This is a genomic window from Pseudomonas sp. MWU12-3103b (assembly GCF_023100615.1).
GTDB lineage: Bacteria > Pseudomonadota > Gammaproteobacteria > Pseudomonadales > Pseudomonadaceae > Aquipseudomonas > Aquipseudomonas putida_A.
The window spans coordinates 1-18938 of sequence record NZ_JALMEY010000020.1 but is presented as its reverse complement, the minus strand read 5'-3'; the positions used below and the strand labels follow the sequence as shown (position 1 = coordinate 18938).

Genomic DNA, 18938 nt, shown 5'->3' with positions numbered 1-18938 from the left:
GTCTGCCGAAGCACTCTGCACAACATTTGTTGCGAACTTGTGCTGCAAGACCGGCAAAGCTTTCGCCCGTTGCTGGCAAAAGGCTAAGCTACAGACAATTCAGTGCTGGCCGCGGCCGGTGCTTGTCATGATTTCTCTGCCCGGATGTCTCATGCGCAGTCGCCTTTTCAGTGTCTTGTCCTGTTTGCTACTTACCGCCGCTGCCGCTCAATCCGCCCAGGCGGTGGACCTGTCCACCCAACGCCAGTATTACGATGAAGCCAAGCGTGCCTTGGCCAAGGGCGATACCGGCCCGTACTTCCGTTATAGCCAGGCCCTTGCCGATTACCCGCTGGAACCGTACCTGGCCTACGATGAACTGACCGCGCGTCTGAAGACCGCGAGCAACGCCGAAATCGAGAAATTCCTCGCCGAGCACGGCGACCTGCCCCAGGCCAACTGGATGAAGCTGCGCTGGTTGCGCTGGCTCGCCGACCGTGGCGATTGGGCGACCTTCACCAAGTATTACGATCCGAAACTCAACTTCACCGAACTGGACTGCCTCAATGCGCAGTTCCAGATCAGCAGCGGCCATAAGGCCGAGGGCTATGCCAACGCCGACAAACTGTGGCTGACCGGTAAATCGCAACCGGCAGCCTGTGACGGGCTGTTCGGCATCTGGGCCGCCGACGGCCAGTTGACCGAACAGAAACGCTGGGAACGCACCAAACTCGCCGCCCAGGCGCGCAACTATCCACTGGCTAACAGTCTGGTCAACGGCCTGACCACCCTCGCCCCGCGCGGTCGGCTGCTGGTAGATGTGGCGCAGAAACCCGAGCTGCTCAATCAGCCGTCGCGCTTCACCCCGGCCGACGAGCCGATGTCCGACGTGGTCAGCCTCGGCCTGCGCCGCCTCGCCCGTCAGGATCCGGACAAGGCCATGGCCCTGCTCGACGGATACGCCAGCAGCATGCATTTCTCCCGTGACGAGAAAGTCGCGATTGCCCGGGAAATCGGCCTGACCCTGGCCCGGCGTTTCGACAGCCGCGCGCTGGACGTGATGACCAAATACGATCCGGAACTGCGTGACAACACCGTGTCCGAATGGCGCCTGCGTTTGCTGCTGCGACTGGCACGCTGGGACGATGCGTATCAGTTGACCCGTCGTCTGCCACAGGATCTGGCGACCACCAACCGCTGGCGTTACTGGCAGGCCCGCAGCCTGGAACTGGCGCAACCGCAGAACCCGGAAGCGCAGACCCTGTACAAAAATCTGGCGAAGGAACGCGACTTCTACGGTTTCCTCGCTGCCGACCGCTCGCAACTGCCTTACTCGCTGATGAACAAGCCGCTGGTACTCAGTCAGGCCACCATCAACAAGGTGCGCAACACTCCCGGCGTGCGGCGCGCGCTGGAATTCCATGCGCGTGGGCAGATCGTTGACGGGCGCCGCGAGTGGTATCACGTCAGTCGCCATTTCAATCGTGACGAAATGGTCGCTCAGGCCAAACTGGCCTACGACCTGAAATGGTATTTCCCGGCCATCCGCACCATCAGTCAGGCGCAATACTGGGACGACCTGGATATCCGCTTCCCGATGGCCCACCGCGACACCCTGGTGCGTGAAGCCAAGACGCGCGGCCTGCACTCAAGCTGGGTGTTCGCCATCACCCGCCAGGAAAGTGCCTTCATGGACGACGCCCGCTCCGGCGTTGGTGCCAGCGGTCTGATGCAGTTGATGCCCGGCACTGCCAAGGAAACCGCACGCAAGTTCAGCATCCCGCTGGCCTCGCCGCAGCAAGTGCTCGATCCGGACAAGAACATCCAGCTCGGCGCCGCTTACCTGAGCCAGGTGCACAGCCAGTTCAACGGCAACCGCGTCCTGGCCTCCGCCGCCTACAACGCCGGCCCCGGCCGCGTGCGCCAGTGGCTGCGCGGTGCCGATCACCTGAGCTTCGACGTGTGGGTGGAAAGCATCCCGTTCGACGAAACCCGCCAGTACGTGCAAAACGTGCTGTCATACTCGGTGATCTACGGGCAGAAGCTCAATTCGCCGCAGCCGCTGGTGGACTGGCATGAGCGGTATTTCGACGATCAATGACAGGTGCTGAATACCTGAAATGAAAAATGCCCGCATCAATCGATGCGGGCATTTTTTTTGCCGTCAGCAAAGATCTGCGGCAGTTCCTACACCGCCACCGCATGCCCGTCGTTGAACTGCAGCGCTGCCAACCGCGCATACAGCGGATTGCTTACGATCAGTTCCTGATGGGTACCGATGGCCACCAGGCTACCCTGATCCATCACCGCGATCCGGTCGGCGTTTTTCACTGTGGCCAGGCGATGCGCGATCACCAATGTGGTGCGATTTTGCATCAGGCTTGGCAACGCTTCCTGAATCAAGTGCTCGCTCTGCGCATCGAGGGCGCTGGTGGCTTCGTCCAGCAGCAGAATCGGCGCATCCACCAGCAACGCGCGGGCAATCGCCAGGCGTTGACGCTGGCCGCCGGAAAGTCCGAGGCCGGCGTCCCCCAAGTGGGTCTGATAGCCATTGGGCATCTTCTCGATGAAGTCATGGGCGTGGGCAATTCTTGCCGCTTCCTTGACCTGTTCCAGCGTCGCATCTGCATTGCCGTAACGAATATTCTCTTCGACGCTGCCGAAAAACAGCGCAGGCGATTGCGAGACCAGGGCGAAATTGCGCCGCAGATCCAGCGGGTCGAGGCTGGTCAGCGGCACGCCGTCGATCAAAATCCGCCCTTCAATCGGGTCGTAGAAGCGCAACAGCAAGTCATACACCGTGGACTTGCCGGCACCGGATGGCCCGACAAGGGCCAGGGTCTCGCCGGCCCTGATGGTCAGGCTCAAGCCGTTGACGGCGTAGCTGTCCGGACGCGACGGGTAGGAAAAGCGCACATTCTGCAATTGCAGTTCGCCCTTGATCCGTTCTGGCAACGTCACCAGCCCGAGGGTCGGTGGCTGGATGATGTTCTGCGAACTGAGCAGTTCCGCGATGCGCTCAGCGGCACCCGCCGCACGCTGCAACTCGCCGATGACTTCACTCAACGTGCCGATCGCACTGCCGACGATCAGGCTGTAGAAAACGAAAGCCGCCAGTTCGCCACCGGTGATGCGCCCGGCAATCACGTCCATGCCACCGACCCACAACATCACCGCCACCGCGCCGAGCACCAGCACGATCACCACGGTGATCATCCACGAGCGTTGAAAGATGCGCTTGCGTGCGGTGTCGAACGCGTCCTCGACCGTCGTGGCGAAACGCCGCTCGTCCTGCACCTGATGGTTGTAGGCTTGCACGGTCTTGATCTGGCCCAGGGTTTCGGAGACATAGCTGCCAATGTCGGCCACCCGGTCCTGACTCAGCCGCGATAGATTGCGCACGCGCCGACCGAAAATCAGAATCGGCGCGACCACGAACGGCAAGGCAATCACCACGATGCTGGTGAGTTTCGGGTTGGTGATAAACAGCAGAACCACCCCGCCGATCACCATCAACAGGTTGCGCAAAAACATCGACAGTGACGAGCCGATCACCGATTGCAGCAACGTGGTGTCGGCAGTCAGCCGGGACTGAATCTCCGAACTGCGGTTGTTTTCGTAAAACCCGGGATGCAGGTACACCAGATGGTTGAACACCTCACGCCGGATATCCGCCACACAGCGCTCACCGATCCACGACACCCAGTAAAAACGCGCGAACGTGCCGACTGCCAGGCCCAGCACCATCAGCATGAAGATACCGATGCTCTGGTTCAGTTGATGCGGCGACTGCGTCATGAAGCCCCGATCGACCAGCAATTTGATCCCCTGCCCCATCGACAAAGTGACGGCCGCGGTGACGATCAGCGCCAGCAGCGCAGCGCCGACTTGCCAACGATAAGGCGCCAGAAATCGACTGGTCAGACTCAGCGCTCGACGGTGCCGGGAAGAAAGCTTCGAGATCATTCAGGTACACATCCGTGTTGGTGAAAGGGCTAGCCTAAACCTTCTATGGGGCGGAACTCTGTAAATCACAATGAGTCAGGTTAAATATGCCCCCAAAGACTAGGCCATAGTTGCTATTGGTCTAATGTCCCGGTTGAGACGAGCGGTCATTTCTGTTGGACTGGAGGTGCCGCTTTTGACAGACCCAAGGGTGTTGTCACAGCCTGGTCACGTGGCGGTTTTAATCTACGTGCACAACCTGATGAGGAGACAGGCCATGTCCTTGCAACACAGCAGCGATGACAAGATTCAAGTGATCCGCACCAAGCCCGGCCAACCTCTGGGTTGCTCGATTATCGACAAGGATGGGCGTGAAGTACCGATCACTGAAGACATGATCCAGGACGCGTGCCGCGAACTGGAGAAGCGATTGGTCAAGCCTGCCGAACAAAAGTGATATAGCCACCGTCTTCCTGACCCGGCCCCTGTTTGGCCGGGTTTTTTCTGCCTGCCGTTTTGTTCTGCGCAGGGATTTTCAGACAGCCACCGCCCCCAGCGCCGCCACAATCTGTTGCAACTGCGGCGAATCACCGTCGATCCGCACCTTCAGCCCCTCGATCTCGCGCCGCACCGGATACTGCTTGCGCAACACATCGAAGGCCGCACGCTGTTCACCGACATTGCCTACAAGGCTCCGGCGAAAATCCGCGTCATCGCGGCGCGGGTCGTACACCCCGCGGCACAGCATCGCCAGCGCCCAGGCCGGATCGCTGTCGGCGTGCAGGGTCACTTCTGACAGCCACGGTGCCGGCAACAGGTCACTGAGCTGGATGCTCGGCAGTTGACCGATAAATGCGCAATAGGCCTGATAAATCTGCGCCGTCCCGCGCTGTTTGCCATCGAGGCTGTAACCGGCAATGTGCGGCGTGGCGAGCACGCAGAGTTCGGCGAGGGCGACATCGACTTCAGGCTCGGCTTCCCAGACGTCGAGCACCGCTTGCAGGTCTTCGCGCTTCAGCAGCACTTTGCGCAACGCAGCGTTATCCACCACCGGTCCACGGGCGGCGTTGATCAGCCAGGTGCCGGGTTGGAGCTGTTGCAAACGCTGTTCGTCAAACAAATGCCAGGTCGCGCCTTCGCCGGTACGGGTAAGCGGCGTGTGCAGGCTGATCACGTCGCACTGCTCGATGATTTGCTCGAGGCTGACGTAATCGCCACCCTCGGCTGCCTGACGCGGCGGATCGCAAACTTTGACATTCCAGCCCAGGCCCTTGAGGACCTTGATCAACCGGCCGCCGACTTCACCGGCACCGATGACGCCGTAAGTACGTTGTGGCAGACCTACGCCTTCAATTTCCGCCAAAGTCATCAGGCTGCCCAGCACGTAATCGACCACGCCCCGCGCATTGCAACCAGGCGCGCTGGACCAGCTGATGCCGGCCTCGTTGAAATAATCGAGATCCAGATGATCGGTACCGATGGTGCATGTGCCGACGAAACGCACTTTGCTGCCTTCGAGCAACGCGCGGTTGACGTTGGTCACCGAGCGCACCAGCAACACATCGGCCTGCTCGACCGTTGCACGATCGATGGAACGGCCCGGCACCCGGCGGATCTCGCCGAAACCGGCAAAAAAGGCATCGAGCAGCGGAATATTTTCGTCGGCAACAATCAGCATGGCGGGCTCCTTGAGGGGATCGGCAGTTTAGGTGCAGATCCACCGTTGGGCCAGCGCCACAGTGGATGGCATCGATGATTACAAATCCGCAACAGAGGATTTTTCCTGACTGTCACGTCAGCGGCGTAGAATGCGGCGCCTTGCGCATCAACACCTGTGGACGCTTTGCCTGTGAATTCTGTTACTGATCAACCTCTCGCTGCCTCACTCACCCGCCCCGCGCGAATTCGCCTGGAGTTCAGGAACCTGCTCGCCCTGGCCTTGCCGATCATCATCGCGCAGCTGGCGACCACCGCCATGGGCTTCGTCGATGCGGTGATGGCCGGCCGCGTTGGGCCTAAAGATCTGGCGGCGGTAGCGCTGGGCAACTCGATCTGGGTCCCGGTGTTTCTGCTGATGACCGGCACCCTGCTGGCCACCACGCCGAAAGTCGCCCAGCGTTTTGGCGCCGGCACCCACAGCGAAATCGGCCCGATCGTGCGTCAGGCGCTGTGGCTGGCGCTGGTAGTCGGCCTGATCGCGACAGCGATGCTGGTCGCCGCCGAACCGGTGCTGCACCTGATGAAGGTCGATCCCGAGCTGATCGGCCCGTGCATGCAATACCTGCACGGCATTGCCAGCGGCCTGCCGGCGGTGGCGTTCTATCATGTGCTGCGCTGCACCAGTGACGGCATCGGTCGCACCCGTCCGGCGATGGTGCTGGGCCTGTGCGGTCTGGCGCTGAACATTCCGCTGAACTACATCTTCATCTATGGCCACTTCGGCGTGCCGGCCATGGGCGGCGTGGGTTGCGGCTGGGCCACGGCCATCGTGATGTGGGTCATGGCGCTGGGGCTGGCCGGTTACGAGCGCTGGGCGCCGGCCTATCGTTCGAGCGAGATCTTCAGCCGCTTCGACTGGCCACAATGGGCGGTGATCAAGCGTCTGCTGGCAATCGGTCTGCCAATTGGCATCGCCGTTTTTGCCGAGTCGAGCATCTTCGCGGTGATCGCCCTGCTGATTGGCAGCCTCGGCGCCACCGTGGTGGCCGGGCATCAGATCGCGCTGAACGTCAGCTCGCTGGTGTTCATGATTCCGTATTCGCTGGGCATGGCGGTGACCGTACGCGTCGGCCAGGCACTGGGTCGTGAAGAGCCGCGTGAAGCACGCTTTGCCGCCGGTGTCGGCATGGGCACTGCACTGGCTTACGCCTGTATTTCGGCGAGCATGATGCTGTTGCTGCGCGAGCCGATTGCGTCGATCTATACGGCTGATCCGACGGTGATCCACATCGCGGCGATGCTGATTGTGTACTCGGCGCTGTTTCAGTTTTCCGATGCGATCCAAGTGACGGCTGCCGGCGCTCTGCGCGGTTATCAGGACACCCGGGTGACGATGATCCTGACCCTGTTCGCCTACTGGGGCATCGGCCTGCCGGTGGGTTACGCCCTCGGCCTGACCGACTGGCTCGGCGAGCCGCGTGGCCCGAGCGGCTTGTGGCAGGGTTTGATCGTTGGTCTGAGCTGCGCGGCGTTCATGCTGTCGATCCGCCTGACCCGCAGTGCGCGCAAGCGGATCCGTATGAGTCGCAGCGCCGGCTGAAGCCCTTACGCAGGATAAAAAAATGTGGGAGCGGGCTTGCTCGCGAAAACGGTGTTTCAGTCGACATTTACAGTGACTGACACACCGCTTTCGCGAGCAAGCCCGCTCCCACATTGGGTTTTGCGTTTGCCTGAGGGTCAGGCTTGTTTCTTGCGGATCCAGTACAGATAAGTACCAGCCTCTTCGTGCTGCCCTACCAGTTCGTGGTCGAGAAACACGCAGAACTTGGGAATGTCGCGACGGGTCGAGGGATCGGTGGCGATCACCTTCAGTAGACCGCCAGGCACCAGGTCGCGGATGTGCTGATGCAGCATCATCACCGGCTCCGGGCAATTGAGACCGGTGGCGTCGAGGGTGCCGTCGACCGGGGTATCGATCATTTCACTCATGATTCACTCCTGAAACTGGCCGGCATTGTCGCGCATTGCCGGGTGCTCAGTCATCTGTAGCGAGGGGATTTATCCCCGATGGGTCGCGAAGCGGCCCCAGAGACAGGGGATGCGCTACATCCCATCGGGGATAAATCCCCTCACCACAGAGATCATTCCCACAGGGTTTAGTGGTGACTTAGCGGGATTTGGCTTTCTTGATGTCATGCCGACGCAGGTGGCAGGTCACTTCCTCGCGGTCGTGATACAGCTGCTTGCAGCCAATATCCACCTTGATCCCGCGCGCCTTGAAGCCATCGGCGATGCGTTCGAGCAAGCGCTTCACTTCGGCATAACGCTGCTTCATCGGCAGCTTGAGATTGACTACCGCTTCGCGGCAATGGCCCTCGCCGATCCACTCTTCAAGCATCGCCGCGTTACGCGCCGGCTTCTCGACGATGTCGCAGACCATCCAGTCCACCGGCTGCTTAGGCTTGAAGGTGAAGCCGTCGGCCATCAAGTGTTGCACCAGTCCGGTGTCCATCAGGCTCTCGGCCATCGGGCCGTTGTCGATGGCGGTCACCAGCATGCCGCGGTTAACCAATTGCCAGGTCCAGCCGCCCGGTGCTGCGCCGAGATCGACGCCGGTCATGTCGCTGTGCAGGCGCTCGTCCCACTGATCACGCGGGATGAAGTGGTGCCAGGCCTCCTCCAGTTTCAAAGTCGAACGGCTGGGTGCCTCGCGCGGAAACTTCAGGCGCGGAATGCCCATCGGCCACATCGCCGAGTTGCCGGCGTCGGCCATGCCGAGAAACACTTCGCGACCACTTTTGAAGGTCAGCAGCAGGCGCGGTTTGTTCGCGTCGTCCACCAGTTTGCCGGCACCGGTCAGCGCCTTGCGCAGCGGGCCTTCGAATTTCTTGCAGAAGTTCGACAGCTCTTTACCGTCGTTGGTGTCGACCACTTCCAGCCACAGGCTGCCGCAGACCGGGAAGTCCGCCATGTGCTCGAGGATCACGCTGATACGGTCGGTTTCCGGCAGATTGATGAAAACGCCCCGCGCCCATTGCCGCGGGAAAATCAGTTCGGCGAAATGCTGACCGCGCATCAGCCGTTCGGCACCGTCGGCTTCGGTGCAGACAAACTCGGCGTACGCGGTGGCCGGTTTGGCCTTGGCGTAACCGGCGACGTTGAGTTGGGCGGCGAGGTCGGAAATCTCCGAACAGACTTCGCCTTCGAAGCCTGGCCGGCAATGCATGAATAGGGTGTTCATTCTTACTCCTGGGCAGAGGGCGGACATTCGGCCCCTGCTGCTCAAGCCTTGCGGTGAAGCAAAGCCTGTCACGAAAACCGGCGCATGATAGCCGAGTTCGGAACCTTGGACTTGCCCATAGAGTCCAGTTATTAGCCAGCTACTGAAAACAGGGCTACGTTGATAGCTCTGCCCGTCCCCTCCGTCCGTAGCCGTGCGGACTCAAAGGAGTGATCGTAATGCCGTCCCTCGATAGTCTGAAGACCCTCAAAGTTCTGAAAGTAGACGAAAAAACCTACCACTATTTCAGCCTGCCGGATGCCGCGAAAAGCCTGGGCAATATCGACCAGTTGCCAATGTCGCTGAAAGTCCTGCTGGAAAACCTGCTGCGCTGGGAAGATGAAAAAACTGTCACCGGCGCCGACCTCAAGGCTATTGCCGCCTGGCTCAAGGAGCGCCGCTCCGACCGGGAAATCCAGTACCGCCCTGCCCGAGTATTGATGCAAGACTTTACCGGGGTACCCGCCGTGGTCGACCTCGCCGCGATGCGCGCCGCCATGGCCAAGGCCGGTGGTGATCCGCAGCGAATCAACCCGCTGTCGCCGGTGGATCTGGTGATCGACCACTCGGTGATGGTCGACAAATTCGCCACCGCCAGCGCTTTTGAACAGAACGTCGATATCGAAATGCAGCGTAACGGCGAACGCTATGCGTTCCTGCGCTGGGGCCAGAGCGCGTTCGACAACTTCAGCGTGGTGCCGCCGGGCACCGGGATCTGCCACCAGGTCAACCTCGAATACCTCGGGCGCACGGTATGGACCAAGGATGAGGACGGCCGCACCTACGCCTTCCCCGACACCCTGGTCGGCACCGACTCCCACACCACCATGATCAACGGCCTCGGTGTGCTCGGTTGGGGCGTTGGCGGGATCGAGGCAGAAGCCGCGATGCTCGGCCAACCAGTTTCGATGCTGATTCCGGAAGTGATCGGTTTCAAACTCACCGGCAAGCTCAAGGAAGGCATCACCGCCACCGACCTGGTGCTGACCGTCACGCAGATGCTGCGCAAGAAAGGTGTGGTCGGCAAATTCGTCGAATTCTACGGTGACGGCCTCGCCGATCTGCCACTGGCCGACCGCGCGACCATCGCCAACATGGCCCCGGAATACGGCGCCACCTGCGGCTTCTTCCCGGTCGATGACGTCACTCTGGAATACCTGCGCCTGTCCGGTCGCCCGACCGAAGTGGTGAAACTGGTCGAGGCCTACACCAAGGCTCAGGGCCTGTGGCGCCTGCCCGGTCAGGAACCGGTGTTTACCGACAGCCTGGCGCTGGACATGGGCAGCGTCGAAGCCAGCCTGGCCGGGCCAAAGCGTCCGCAGGATCGGGTCTCGCTGCCGAACGTCGCGCAGGCCTTCAGTGACTTCATGGACCTGCAATTCAAGCCCACCAGCAAAGAAGAAGGCCGTCTGGAAAGCGAGGGCGGCGGTGGCGTGGCCGTGGGTAACGCCGATCTGGTCGGCGAAACCGAGTACGAATACGAAGGCCACACCTATCGCCTGAAAAACGGCGCGGTGGTGATTGCCGCGATCACCTCCTGCACCAACACCTCAAACCCGAGCGTGATGATGGCGGCCGGTCTGCTGGCGAAAAAAGCCGTGGAAAAAGGCCTGACCCGCAAGCCATGGGTCAAGAGTTCGCTGGCACCCGGGTCGAAAGTGGTCACCGACTACTACAAGGCGGCGGGGCTGACGCAATACCTCGATCAACTGGGCTTTTCGCTGGTCGGTTATGGCTGCACCACGTGCATCGGCAACTCCGGGCCACTGCCGGAACCGATCGAGAAAGCCATTCAGAAAGCCGACCTCACCGTGGCGTCGGTGCTCTCCGGCAACCGCAACTTCGAAGGCCGGGTGCATCCGCTGGTGAAAACCAACTGGCTGGCCTCGCCACCGCTGGTGGTCGCCTACGCCTTGGCCGGCAGCGTGCGCACCGACATCAGCACTGAACCGCTGGGTAACGACCAGCAGGGCAATCCGGTGTACCTGCGCGACATCTGGCCGAGCAGCAAGGAAATCGCCGACGCGGTGAATCAGGTGAACACCGCGATGTTCCACAAGGAATACGCCGAAGTGTTTGCCGGCGACGAGCAATGGCAAGCGATCCAGGTGCCGCAGGCCGCCACCTATGTGTGGCAGGACGATTCGACCTACATCCAGCATCCACCGTTCTTCGACGACATTTCCGGACCTTTGCCGGTGATCACCGACGTCAAGGGCGCGCGGGTTCTGGCGCTGTTGGGCGATTCGGTAACCACTGACCACATCTCCCCTGCCGGCAACATCAAAGCTGACAGTCCGGCCGGGCGCTATCTGCGCGAAAAAGGCGTGGAGCCGCGGGACTTCAACTCCTATGGCTCACGGCGTGGCAACCACGAAGTGATGATGCGCGGCACATTCGCCAACATCCGCATTCGTAACGAGATGCTCGGCGGCGAAGAAGGTGGCAACACCATCTACATCCCGAGCGGCGAAAAAATGCCGATTTATGATGCCGCCATGCTGTATCAGGCCTCGGGCACGCCGCTGGTGGTGATCGCCGGTCAGGAATACGGTACCGGCTCCAGCCGTGACTGGGCGGCCAAAGGCACCAACCTGCTGGGCGTCAAAGCGGTGATCGCTGAAAGCTTCGAGCGTATCCACCGTTCCAACCTGGTGGGCATGGGCGTGTTGCCGCTGCAGTTCAAGCTCGATCAGAACCGCAAGAGCCTGAACCTCACCGGCAAGGAAACCCTGGATATTCAGGGCCTGACCGGTGTCGAGCTGACCCCGCGCATGAACCTGACTCTGGTGATCACCCGTGAAGACGGGCGCCAGGAGAAAATCGAGGTGCTGTGCCGCATTGATACGTTGAATGAGGTGGAGTACTTCAAGTCCGGCGGGATTCTGCACTACGTGTTGCGGCAGCTGATCGCCTCTTGATTGCTTGATTCCTGTGGTGAGGGATTCATCCCCGATGGACTGCGCAGCAGGCCCTTTTTTGGGGTCGCTTCGCTACCCATCGGGGATAAATCCTCTCGCTACAGGTGCTCGACACAAGCCTTCAGCGCTTTTGTACAGGCGAAAAAAAACCCGCCGAAGCGGGTTTTTCCCAAGACCATTATCGACTCCCTGTCGGCAGCGATCCTTGCTATGGTCGATCATCCGTGATCCTGAAACACTCCCTGTGTCTCAGTTGATGGGTGTAGATTACGCCGTGGATCCAATCGGCAATAGTCGCAAAAGCTACCACCGCGTGTAAGACATTCGCTATAGAAGCCCTTCCGAAAACCCTTAGCCCTCTCAGTCATCCAGCAGGCAAGCGGCGATTTGCGCGATCTGCAGCTGTTCGGCAGCCTGTTGCTGCGCATCGTCCTCCAGGAACCAGGCGGCCGACAACCCGGCAAACGCCAGCACCCACTGCAGCAAGCGTCGGCAATCAAGCCCGGAAGCCTCGACAATCACTTCGAGCTGACGGCGCAAACGCTGCGGCTCGCCAGCCGTCGGCAGATCCGGATTGCAGATCAGGTTCGCGTAGTCATAACCACGCTCGCCACGGACCCGTTTGGGATCAATCGCCAGCCAGCCGTGTGCAGCGAAATCGAGAACATTGTCGTGGTGCATGTCACCGTGCAGCACCACCACGTCCTGCGGATCTGCGAGCAAGGCTTCAGCCGTTTGCAGGCTCAGGGCATAGGTCCCGCCATGTTCGGCCGCGGCCACGCGCAGCGAGGCGAACCACGGTGCCAGCTCCACCAGCGGCGGTGGCGGCGTCGGGCGCGGCGCATGCAAGCGCGATAGTGTCGTGCACATGATCTGCGTGGCTTCGTCGTCTTCACCGTTGAGCGCCATGTGCATCAACGAACGCCGGCCCATAGCCCGTTCCAGCAACAAACCTTCCTCGTGATGGGCCAGCACCCGCGCTGCGCCCTCACCGTCCCACCAAGTCATCAGTCGATTGCCGAATTGCTCGTCGGTATCCAGCGCAACCTTGAGCATGGCCGGCGTGTCGCCAAAACGCACCGGCAACAGACGGCTGCCGGGGGTGATGACCGGCTCACCGTCCGGTACCAGCGCCCAGCGTTGCAACCAGGGTTCGAAGATTGCGCAGTCAGTCACCATCACGCTCGCGGGTCTTGGCGCTTTCGGCGAGAAACTGTTCAAGTCGACTCAGCTGTTCCTCCCAGCCACGGCTGTCCATGTAATACGCCTCCTTCTGCCGCACGTCGGGAATGTGCGCGAAGCCGGACTCGGACACTTTGAGCAAAGTGCCGCCCTCGTAATCCTGCAGCTCGAACTTGACCAGGGTCGTCGGCTCCTGTGAATAGTCGATCTGTGGATTGACCGCGTACGGGTGCCAGCGAAACGAAAACAACTGCTGTGGCTCGACCCGCTCGACGAGCACGTTCCACAACACGTGTTCATAACCAGGATACGTGACCTGCCCTTGCGTCCATTCCCCGGCAATGAACCGCCTGCCCTCCAGCGCCACACCAAACCACTGGCCAAAAGCCTCGGCATCGACCAATGCGCGCCAGACATAAGAACGCGGCGCCTTGAGCATGATTTTGCGTTCGAAACTATTGGGTACCGGCTTCATAAGTCACCTCCTGTTTTGAACAGTAGGCTTGTATGACCACATGTCCAACCTGAAGTTGTATCAAAGGGCTGCACCTGTTCAGTCCAAAGGAAACATTCGGCGGCATTTCCGATCGTTGAATGAGTGAATGACTGACGCAACCCTCTCGCTGAACCTGTTACCTTTTCCAGCGAAATGGAAACAAACAAGGACGAAGCATGCAGCCATCTCTATCCGAACGTTATCGCGGCGCTCTGCTCGGTCTCGCTTGCGGCGACGCCGTCGGCACCACGGTGGAGTTCAAGCCACGAGGCTCATTCCAGCCGCTGACGGACATGGTCGGCGGTGGCCCCTTTCACTTGAAGCCCGGACAATGGACGGATGACACCTCGATGGCGCTGTGCCTGGCGGAGAGTCTTCTGAGCAAAAACACATTCGATGCGGCGGACCAGATGGGACGCTATCTGAACTGGTGGCGATGGGGGTATCTGAGCTCGACGGGGGATTGTTTCGATATTGGCATGACCGTCAGTCAGGCACTGTCGCAGTATCAGCAAACCGGTCAGCCCTTTGCCGGGTCAACCGACCCGTTTACCGCCGGCAACGGCTCGCTCATGCGTTTGGCGCCGGTGGTGCTGTTTTTCTTCCCTGACGTCCAGCAGATCCGCCAGTTCGCCAGCGACAGTTCGCGGACAACCCACGCGGCCCCTGAAGCCATCGAATGCTGTCAATTGTTTGCCGAACTGATCGCCAACGCGCTGTTCGGTACCTGCAAAAACGAACTGTGCAGGCTGCCGCGCTCAGCTTTCACTGAGCCTAAAGTTGCCGCGATTGCTCGAGGAGATTATCTGGCCAAATCAGTCAATGATATCCGTGGCAGCGGCTACAGCGTTGAGTCGTTGGAAGCCGCGCTGTGGTGTTTTCATCACACCGACAGTTTTACAGCGGCGATTCTGCAAGCCGCCAACCTCGGCGATGATGCTGACACCACTGCCGCGATCGTCGGTCAATTGGCCGGGGCCTATTATGGCGTTCGGGCGATTCCTGCTCACTGGCTGGAAATACTTCATGACGGCGAGGAGATTGCAGCCACAGCGGATCGCCTGCTCGAAGCCTCCCGACTGCGCGTTCCTGAATAGAAACACCATAGCCGCTAAACTGCTCTGCACTTTCATCCGACACAGTGAGATTAACCATGCTCCCACGCCTGCTCCTGGCCCTGACACCCGTCCTGTTCACGCCTCTCGCCCACGCCGCCGTCGACTGCGCCAACGCCAGCGATCAGGCCACCATGAACCAGTGCGCCGGGCAGGAATTCAAGGCAGCGGACAAGGAGCTGAACGCGGTGTATCAGCAGATCACTAATCGTTTGAAGGACAACGCCGACAGCAAAAAGCTTCTGGTGAGCGCGCAGCGGGCGTGGATCGGCTTTCGTGATGCCGAATGCAAGTTTTCCGCGTCCGGTGTGGACGGCGGGAGTGTTTATCCATTGATTTACAGCAATTGCCTGACCGAGGTGACCAAGGTGCGGGTCGAGGCGCTGAAGCAGTATTTGAAGTGTCAGGAAGGTGACATGAGTTGCCCGGTGCCAGGGGCCTGATGTTGCAGGGGTTTCAGTCTCGCCGACAGGGTTGTTGATTCCACACTTGGAGCACCTGTCGGCGCGTTGGCCAGCCTATCGACTACCCGCACTATTGCGAGCGACCATGCGGAGCCGGATCAGAAGAAGATGCTCAAGCAACAAAATCAAAATTAATTATTGTTATTAGATAATTTATCATCGAGAATTCGCTACCAAATTGTAGCAACCAGGAATTTTCATGAGTACTCACATCAACGGATTGGCGCTGCAGCGCATGCATTGGATCGGGCTGCTGGCAGCAATTCTCGTCTGGGTTCTGGGGGTAACGGAGGTCGGCGGCAACGCAACGATCTGGTTCTTCAAAAAGGATGAAATGCTGGCGGGCCTGCTCTATGCCTTTGCTGAGGGCTCGCCGCAATTGCTTGACCCGTTTGTCGAAGGGGCATTGCTTGATCCCGACACCTGGCTGTCATCAACGGTCACAGCACTGATCGTTTTTCTGGATTTCCTGCCCGTGGTCCTGTCGGCTTACGCGTTATGGCTGACCGGTTTGTTCTTTCTGCGCTTGTCGCGCGGCGAAACCTGGACAGACCGCAACATCAGGGTCCTCTGGCGAGTAGGCGTGCTCTGCATCGTTTCTCCGGCAACCTACCCGATAATAGAGACCTTGCAAGGTCTGGCGTTGTCGATAGATCTGCCGCCGGGGGATCGGATTTTCCAGTTCTCGATCGGCATGTCCTCCGCTTCTGCCTACGAAATAATCAAAGGCGTATTACTCTGTATTTTTTCAATTATCATGCGTGACGCAAAAGTACTCAGCGATGAGCAAAGCCAATACATATAGAACAATATAATGACCATTATTGTCCGCCTTGACGTAGTCATGGCCACGCAAAAAATTCGTTCAAAAGAGTTAGCCGCCCTGCTCGGGATCACCGAGGCGAATCTGTCATTGCTCAAAAACGGCAAAGTCAAAGGCGTGAAGATGGCAACTCTGGACAAGCTCTGCGCCGCGCTCGATTGCCAGCCGGGCGATCTGCTGGAATACCAGAAAGACTAAGCCCGCTGGTGGCGGTTTATTTATCGCCCCCTCATCCGTTTAACTTTTATTCAATCCTTAGTTGCAAGGCGTCTTTGTCATGTCCCGTTATTTGTTCTGCGTCCTATTAATGCTGACCGCGTTGCTTGGCGGCTGCGCCACGCAAATAGACGTAGCACTCAACGCAATACCTGATCCGGACTATCAGTTCGATCGAAAGGCAACCGTGTTGGTGACCTCGACCAACAGCGCCGATGAGAACGCACTGAATGCCCGCTACTATCTTCGCGACATGGTCAACGCACTGAAAGACAGGGGCTTTCAGGAGGTTTATACCGACGCCAGCCTGCCCAGGAATCACGCGCCGATCAAAATGACCGTCACTCTCGATATCGGCAGCCGGCAAGTGTCTTATCGCTATACCGCCACCGACTATGGGCAAGTTCCAACCAGCACTACGACCGTGTGCAAGAACGCCAAGAAGAAAGATGACCGACTGACCTGTACCAGTAAGCCCAATACGACCTATGGCCCGGTGGGAACGTCAGAGCGTATCGGCTACACCACCCTCAGTACCTTCACTGTCACCGCCCGGGATGAGGCGAGTAAGCGTACGGTGTATCTGCTGCGGGCGTCGTCTTATAACGAGGACTGTCAGGCCGCCAAGGTCGAAGCGTTTCTGGTCGAGCAGGGCCTGCAGAATTTGAACTTCCAGGATCGCATGCAACGCAACTACAGCGTCACGATGCCGGAGGGTTACAGCTGCAAGTAGTCAGTTGCCCAAACGTGAGAGCTTCACAGCTCAGCCAGCGTGAGGCGGTGCTGTGAAGCTGACTCGGGTTAGACGTGGGGATCTCCCGGCGGCTTGGCCGGCGCCGCGTATTGCGGCTTGAGGTGGCCGTCCTGGTCCAGCAACCAGGCGTCCATGATCTGCCGCACCACAGGGCCGGCCACTCGACCACCGGCCTCACCGTTTTCGATCATCACCGAGATGGCGATCTTCGGGTGCTCCGCCGGAGCGAAACCAACGAACAAGGCGTTGTCGCGATGACGTTCGAGGGTTTTCTCCCGGTTGTAGCGCTCGCCTTGCTTGATCGCTACCACTTGCGCGGTACCACTCTTACCGGCAATGCGATACTGCGCACCTGCCGCTGCTGCGCGCGCGATACCCCGGGCATCGTGCATCACCATCTGCATCCCGTGGTTGACCTGATCCCAGTCACGCGGGTTTTTAAGCAGGATATTCGGCATCGGATGCTCGTCGACCGGCGCCACCCCATCGACCGTCTTCGCCAAGTGCGGACGATTCCATACGCCCTTGTTGGCAATCAGTGCGGTAGCCTGAGCCAGTTGTAGCGGCGTAACCTGCATGTAACCCTGGCCGATACCCAGGATCACCGTTTCCCCCGGGAACCACGCCTGACGACGTGTGGCACGTTTCCAGGCCTGAGATGGCATCAAACCGGGTGACTCTTCGAACATGTCCAGCGAGACTTTTTCGCCGAGGCCGAACATCGCCATATAGTCGTGCAGACGATCGATGCCGAGCTTGTGTGCCAGATCGTAGAAGTAGGTGTCGTTGGAGCGCATGATTGCCGCGTCCATGTCCACCCAGCCATCGCCACTGTGGTTCCAGTTGCGGTACTTGTGATCGAAATCCGGGAGTTGGTAGTAGCCTGGGTCAAAGACGCGGGTCTGCGGCGTCACGACACCGGCATCGAGGCCGGCGATTGCCACTTCCGGCTTGATGGTCGAGCCCGGCGCATAGAGACCGCGCAACACACGGTTGAACAGCGGGCGGTCGATGGAATCGCGTAGCGCCGAGTATTCCTTGGAGCTGATGCCAGTGACGAACAGGTTCGGGTCAAAACTCGGATTGCTGACCATGGCCAGCACTTCACCGGTGGACGGGTCGAGAGCCACCACCGAGCCACGACGGTCGCCCAGTGCGGCTTCCGCAGCCTCTTGCAGTTTGACGTCGAGACTTAGAACGATGTTTTTGCCAGGGACCGGATCGGTGTGCTTGAGCACCCGCAATACTCGGCCCTGGGCGTTGGTCTCAACTTCTTCATAGCCAACGTGACCGTGCAGTTGCGCTTCGTAGAAGCGTTCGATACCGGTTTTTCCGATGGACTGCGTGCCGCGGTACTCTACCGAATCGAGGGTCTTGGATTCTTTTTCGTTGATCCGGCCAACGTAGCCGATCGAATGCGCGAAGTGCGCCCCCAACGGGTAATGCCGAACGAACTGCGGCTCGACATCAAGGCCCGGCAGACGGAACTCGTTAACCGCCAACACGGCGATTTGTTCCTCCGTCAGCTCGTAGAACAGTGTCACCGGGGTGAATGGGTGACGGGACTGCTTCATGGCCTTATCGAAAATCGTACGATCTTCGGCGGGTAAATGCAGCAGATTGATTACCTCGTCCAGCTCCTGATTAACATCAGTGGCGCGTTCGCGGGTAATGATCAGGTTGTAACTGGGACGGTTATCAGCGAGCAGCACACCATTGCGATCGTAGATCAGGCCTCTTGTCGGCGGAATCGGCAAGACGTGCACGCGGTTGTTTTCAGAGATGGTCGAGTGGTAGTCGTATTCAACCACTTGCAGGATGTACAGACGCACCACCAGAGCGCAACTGATGGCAAAGACGAACAGAGCGCAGGCGATCAACCGCTTGTTGACCAGACGCGTCTCTTTTTCGTGATCCTTGATCGGGATGGGTTCAGGCATTTCTACAGCAACTCTTTGACATAAATTGAGTGCCGATCCGTGGGCATGACATCAGTCCGTTAAAAAACGAGCTGCACCATACCAAAAACCGAGTGGTCACTTCAGAAGGATTTTCCCTAATGGCAGTCCCGGCGACGGTTGGAACTCTCTCTGACGAGAGAAGC

General features: G+C 59.5%; 16 protein-coding genes. 9 read left to right on the top strand and 7 right to left on the bottom strand.

The window, feature by feature from the left end:
* Positions 1 to 151: 151 nt before the first annotated feature.
* Positions 152 to 2080, top strand: coding sequence for a transglycosylase SLT domain-containing protein (locus M0808_RS25115; RefSeq protein ID WP_027611441.1), 1929 nt, complete (start codon positions 152 to 154; stop codon positions 2078 to 2080).
* 86 nt (positions 2081 to 2166) lie between these two features.
* On the opposite strand, the gene M0808_RS25110 is transcribed toward M0808_RS25115, so the two are convergent.
* The gene (locus M0808_RS25110) at positions 2167 to 3945 is read right to left on the bottom strand and encodes an ABC transporter transmembrane domain-containing protein (protein WP_247842754.1); all 1779 of its coding nucleotides are present in this window, start codon (positions 3943 to 3945) and stop codon (positions 2167 to 2169) included.
* Positions 3946 to 4201: 256 nt separating this feature from the next.
* Between M0808_RS25110 and M0808_RS25105 the strand changes: the two genes are divergently transcribed.
* Complete coding sequence (locus M0808_RS25105) at positions 4202 to 4381, top strand: PA1571 family protein (RefSeq protein WP_027611439.1); 180 nt, start codon at positions 4202 to 4204, stop codon at positions 4379 to 4381.
* A gap of 78 nt (positions 4382 to 4459) precedes the next feature.
* Here the strand turns inward: M0808_RS25105 and pdxB are convergent, their stop codons facing one another.
* The gene (pdxB, locus tag M0808_RS25100) at positions 4460 to 5602 is read right to left on the bottom strand and encodes a 4-phosphoerythronate dehydrogenase PdxB (RefSeq protein ID WP_247842753.1); all 1143 of its coding nucleotides are present in this window, start codon (positions 5600 to 5602) and stop codon (positions 4460 to 4462) included.
* A gap of 171 nt (positions 5603 to 5773) precedes the next feature.
* Here pdxB and M0808_RS25095 point away from each other — a divergent pair, with 171 nt between their 5' ends.
* The gene (locus M0808_RS25095) at positions 5774 to 7183 is read left to right on the top strand and encodes an MATE family efflux transporter (protein WP_103369120.1); all 1410 of its coding nucleotides are present in this window, start codon (positions 5774 to 5776) and stop codon (positions 7181 to 7183) included.
* A gap of 137 nt (positions 7184 to 7320) precedes the next feature.
* Here the strand turns inward: M0808_RS25095 and tusA are convergent, their stop codons facing one another.
* Entirely contained in the window at positions 7321 to 7572 is a 252-nt protein-coding gene (gene tusA, locus M0808_RS25090) for a sulfurtransferase TusA (RefSeq protein ID WP_003226616.1), read from the bottom strand.
* A 178-nt stretch (positions 7573 to 7750) separates the two neighbouring features.
* On the bottom strand, positions 7751 to 8824 hold the full coding sequence (gene rlmM / locus M0808_RS25085; protein ID WP_247842752.1) for a 23S rRNA (cytidine(2498)-2'-O)-methyltransferase RlmM: 1074 nt from the start codon (positions 8822 to 8824) through the stop codon (positions 7751 to 7753).
* Between the two features lie 218 nt (positions 8825 to 9042).
* Here rlmM and acnA point away from each other — a divergent pair, with 218 nt between their 5' ends.
* On the top strand, positions 9043 to 11784 hold the full coding sequence (gene acnA / locus M0808_RS25080; RefSeq protein WP_247842750.1) for an aconitate hydratase AcnA: 2742 nt from the start codon (positions 9043 to 9045) through the stop codon (positions 11782 to 11784).
* A gap of 360 nt (positions 11785 to 12144) precedes the next feature.
* Here acnA and M0808_RS25075 read toward each other — a convergent pair whose 3' ends face one another.
* The gene (locus tag M0808_RS25075; RefSeq protein ID WP_247842880.1) at positions 12145 to 12960 is read right to left on the bottom strand and encodes an aminoglycoside phosphotransferase family protein; all 816 of its coding nucleotides are present in this window, start codon (positions 12958 to 12960) and stop codon (positions 12145 to 12147) included.
* A complete protein-coding gene (locus M0808_RS25070; protein WP_247842745.1) occupies positions 12953 to 13441 on the bottom strand; it encodes an SRPBCC family protein in 489 nt (162 codons plus the stop codon). Before M0808_RS25070 ends, M0808_RS25075 begins: the two co-directional genes overlap by 8 nt.
* 197 nt (positions 13442 to 13638) lie before the next feature.
* On the opposite strand from M0808_RS25070, the gene M0808_RS25065 reads away from it, so the two are divergent.
* From M0808_RS25065 to M0808_RS25045, 5 genes are all read left to right on the top strand, one after another.
* Positions 13639 to 14559 carry an ADP-ribosylglycohydrolase family protein gene (locus tag M0808_RS25065; RefSeq protein WP_183781267.1) on the top strand — a complete coding sequence of 307 codons (921 nt, stop codon included), beginning with the start codon at positions 13639 to 13641 and terminating at the stop codon, positions 14557 to 14559.
* A 56-nt stretch (positions 14560 to 14615) separates the two neighbouring features.
* A complete protein-coding gene (locus M0808_RS25060) occupies positions 14616 to 15020 on the top strand; it encodes a lysozyme inhibitor LprI family protein (protein WP_139055648.1) in 405 nt (134 codons plus the stop codon).
* 220 nt (positions 15021 to 15240) lie between these two features.
* Positions 15241 to 15846: a DUF2975 domain-containing protein gene (locus tag M0808_RS25055; protein WP_247842743.1), complete on the top strand. Its 606-nt coding sequence runs from the start codon at positions 15241 to 15243 to the stop codon at positions 15844 to 15846.
* A 9-nt stretch (positions 15847 to 15855) separates the two neighbouring features.
* The gene (locus M0808_RS25050; RefSeq protein ID WP_003226632.1) at positions 15856 to 16062 is read left to right on the top strand and encodes a helix-turn-helix transcriptional regulator; all 207 of its coding nucleotides are present in this window, start codon (positions 15856 to 15858) and stop codon (positions 16060 to 16062) included.
* A gap of 79 nt (positions 16063 to 16141) precedes the next feature.
* Positions 16142 to 16813, top strand: coding sequence for a hypothetical protein (locus M0808_RS25045; protein WP_247842741.1), 672 nt, complete (start codon positions 16142 to 16144; stop codon positions 16811 to 16813).
* Between the two features lie 68 nt (positions 16814 to 16881).
* Here the strand turns inward: M0808_RS25045 and mrdA are convergent, their stop codons facing one another.
* A complete protein-coding gene (gene mrdA / locus M0808_RS25040) occupies positions 16882 to 18774 on the bottom strand; it encodes a penicillin-binding protein 2 (protein WP_027611428.1) in 1893 nt (630 codons plus the stop codon).
* Between the last annotated feature and the right edge of the window lie 164 nt (positions 18775 to 18938).

Excerpts from the sequence above, each read along its gene's own strand:
- M0808_RS25115 (WP_027611441.1), top strand. The coding sequence starts at position 152 with ATGCGCAGTCGCCTTTTCAGTGTCTTGTCCTGTTTGCTACTTACCGCC.
- M0808_RS25110 (WP_247842754.1), bottom strand. The coding sequence starts at position 3,945 with ATGATCTCGAAGCTTTCTTCCCGGCACCGTCGAGCGCTGAGTCTGACC.
- M0808_RS25105 (WP_027611439.1), top strand. The coding sequence starts at position 4,202 with ATGTCCTTGCAACACAGCAGCGATGACAAGATTCAAGTGATCCGCACC.
- pdxB (WP_247842753.1), bottom strand. The coding sequence starts at position 5,602 with ATGCTGATTGTTGCCGACGAAAATATTCCGCTGCTCGATGCCTTTTTT.
- tusA (WP_003226616.1), bottom strand. The coding sequence starts at position 7,572 with ATGAGTGAAATGATCGATACCCCGGTCGACGGCACCCTCGACGCCACC.
- rlmM (WP_247842752.1), bottom strand. The coding sequence starts at position 8,824 with ATGAACACCCTATTCATGCATTGCCGGCCAGGCTTCGAAGGCGAAGTC.
- acnA (WP_247842750.1), top strand. The coding sequence starts at position 9,043 with ATGCCGTCCCTCGATAGTCTGAAGACCCTCAAAGTTCTGAAAGTAGAC.
- M0808_RS25070 (WP_247842745.1), bottom strand. The coding sequence starts at position 13,441 with ATGAAGCCGGTACCCAATAGTTTCGAACGCAAAATCATGCTCAAGGCG.
- M0808_RS25065 (WP_183781267.1), top strand. The coding sequence starts at position 13,639 with ATGCAGCCATCTCTATCCGAACGTTATCGCGGCGCTCTGCTCGGTCTC.
- M0808_RS25060 (WP_139055648.1), top strand. The coding sequence starts at position 14,616 with ATGCTCCCACGCCTGCTCCTGGCCCTGACACCCGTCCTGTTCACGCCT.
- M0808_RS25055 (WP_247842743.1), top strand. The coding sequence starts at position 15,241 with ATGAGTACTCACATCAACGGATTGGCGCTGCAGCGCATGCATTGGATC.
- M0808_RS25050 (WP_003226632.1), top strand. The coding sequence starts at position 15,856 with ATGACCATTATTGTCCGCCTTGACGTAGTCATGGCCACGCAAAAAATT.
- M0808_RS25045 (WP_247842741.1), top strand. The coding sequence starts at position 16,142 with ATGTCCCGTTATTTGTTCTGCGTCCTATTAATGCTGACCGCGTTGCTT.
- mrdA (WP_027611428.1), bottom strand. The coding sequence starts at position 18,774 with ATGCCTGAACCCATCCCGATCAAGGATCACGAAAAAGAGACGCGTCTG.